The sequence below is a fragment of the Vibrio sp. S12_S33 genome (genome assembly GCF_963889785.1).
Lineage (GTDB): Bacteria > Pseudomonadota > Gammaproteobacteria > Enterobacterales > Vibrionaceae > Vibrio > Vibrio aestuarianus.
Window position 1 is genome coordinate 1 of sequence record NZ_CAWPQZ010000110.1, and the last position, 2,353, is coordinate 2,353.

The 2,353-nt window shown below is 40.8% G+C and carries 2 protein-coding genes; both read right to left on the reverse strand.

From position 1 onward, the window contains the following. Window positions 1–266: 266 nt before the first annotated feature. Window positions 267–803 carry a GNAT family N-acetyltransferase gene (locus tag AACW06_RS19175; protein ID WP_192076283.1) on the reverse strand — a complete coding sequence of 179 codons (537 nt, stop codon included), beginning with the start codon at window positions 801–803 and terminating at the stop codon, window positions 267–269. Between the two features lie 160 nt (window positions 804–963). Continuing rightward, window positions 964–1,266: a hypothetical protein gene (locus AACW06_RS19180; RefSeq protein WP_064626849.1), complete on the reverse strand. Its 303-nt coding sequence runs from the start codon at window positions 1,264–1,266 to the stop codon at window positions 964–966. Between the last annotated feature and the right edge of the window lie 1,087 nt (window positions 1,267–2,353).

Consider the following 2,353-nt stretch of genomic DNA (forward strand, 5'->3'; position numbering starts at 1 on the left):
ACTTCCCGTAAGCAGACTTCGTTAAGTTCAAACACTTCCCGAAAAGTGCCACTGGCGAGATAGTTGAAAAGCTGAGATTTGTCTGGTGTGTAGCTAGAAAACCGAAAGCCTTTCCACCCTAAATTCAACGTTTTTCTTAACCCCTGCTAACGCCCAATTAAGGGGTGAGCAACGCTACCACCCAACCTAAAGCATTGTGCCATAAACACTTAACTTGAAGTAGAACCAAAAATGCCAAGCGTTGGGAATCCCTCTTAAATTGTTTGTTATGCCTTGCCCCACTCGGTTCGAAGGACTGCCAAAACCACTGTATCCCACCACTGTTCTTTGAAAAAACGATGCTCTCTAAAATATGCCTCTTCGCGCATACCTAGAGACTTACAGAGCTTAATAGCTGGCAAGTTTTTACTGATTGTCTCCGCATAAATGCGGTGAACTCCCAACTCAGAGAAGCCAAAATCTGCCAGAACCAAGGCGGCTTCATGACTTAACTTATTGCCTTGAGAGACTCTGGAAAATGCACACCCCATCGAAGCCTGTTGATTGTCCTCTAGGCGTAAACAAACGGTCCCAACGAACTCACCTGACACCTTACACTCGACAGCTAATTGGTATGATTTTCTTGGCTTCTCAGAAGCCTGAGTGATAAACAAGCTTGTTAACTCTCGGTATTTATTAGGGTCACAATCGCTTTCGTCATAGAAACGCTGATATTTAGCATCCTGAGACATAGCAACAAAAGCATCTTCATCGTTCGGAGTCATATCTCTAATAATCAGACGCTTAGTCTCGATTTTAAACATCGAAAGTTCCTTTTTATTTGAAAGGCATAACGCCCAATTAAGGTGCGACAACGCTATAACACCCAAGCTAACCCATTGCACCGTAAACACAAATTTCAAACCGGAGTGAACTCGCCAAGCGTTAGGAGTCACTCTTAAATTGTTTGTTATACGCTGCGACTTAGTCTGAGAATATTTCTATCATTTCGTCTATTGGTAATTCGTTAGTTTGGCTAGCTTCGCCAACAAGATAAACAACGCTGCCTATAGTTTCTATCGTTTTGTTGCCCTCTCTTTTAGGTATATCACCTACCTTTGGTACCGACTGCTTCTCAACCACATCCTTGCATACAATGCTTTCACACCCAGAATTTTTCTCTTCGAGTGCAATATATTCAGGAACTTCATACCCAATTGGTATTATATTTGATGCGCTATATGACATAGCTGAAAATAGAGTAATTGGCAAAACCCATAATTGCATGACACTTCCTAAAATCATTCATTTAATTTATAAACTATATCTGAAGATATCAATTGCGAACAGTGTTTTTTATTAATCGTATAACGCCCAATTAAGGGGTGAATAACGCTACCACCCAACCTAAAGCATTGTGCCATAAGCGCTAAATTTGAAGTAGAAGCAAATAATGCCAAGCGTTGTGAATCCCTCTTAAATTGCTTGTTAGGTGATTGCGTATGATGTTAACTACAAAACTCTGAGAACTACATAGCAATAACAGATTAAGCAAATTATCGTGATTAGAAAACGTCCAAATTGATTACCTGAGCTTTCTGCTTCATAGTTCATCGCTATCGTTCCAATCGGTAGGTCTCGGTCAAAGATAAAGCAGCCGATAGCATAAATTAGTATTACGGAACAAAGATGTGCGAAATCAATATGCTGATGATACAAATACTTATAGAGTCCAGTTGAACACCAAGATACGACTAGAGAAACCATAATAAAAACTTTAGCGAAGTGAGACAATACTAGGCTAGGCCATATAATTTTGTTCATTTATCGCCCCCTTTAAAGCTTTAGCCATCCTCAAACTTGTGTTTCTCCCTCTATTCACCTAACGCTGCGTTAAGTGGTGAGCAACGCGACCACAATCCTAAACCATTGTGCCTTAAACACAACACTCAACCTAGAGCCGAAACTCCCAAGCGTTGGGAATCCGTCTTAAACGCCTAGTTAGCTGCTGCACTTTCGCTAGCAAATTACGACAAAATGCCTAATTTGAAACACATTATTGCTTTCAAACGGCAAAGTAAAACGGACAGCTGTGAAATTAAAGCCCAATCCACGAAATGCGCTTGGCAAAGAAGAAATGGCCGAATAAATCACCATTCCTGAGCTCGGTAATTTGCAAAGAATTCTATCGAAAAAGCCAACGACAAAGCACACGAAACGAATTTAAGCATTCATGAATTTCAACACCAAAGAAACCGCGTCACCGAACTTAACAAACACAACACTTCCCGTAAGCAGACTTCGTTAAGTTCAAACACTTCCCGAAAAGTGCCACTGGCGAGATAGTTGAGAAGCTGAGATTTGTCCGGTGTGT

Bases quoted from the DNA above. Each gene is read 5' to 3' on its own strand.
- AACW06_RS19180 (WP_064626849.1), bottom strand. From the start codon at position 1,266: ATGCAATTATGGGTTTTGCCAATTACTCTATTTTCAGCTATGTCATAT.
- AACW06_RS19175 (WP_192076283.1), bottom strand. From the start codon at position 803: ATGTTTAAAATCGAGACTAAGCGTCTGATTATTAGAGATATGACTCCG.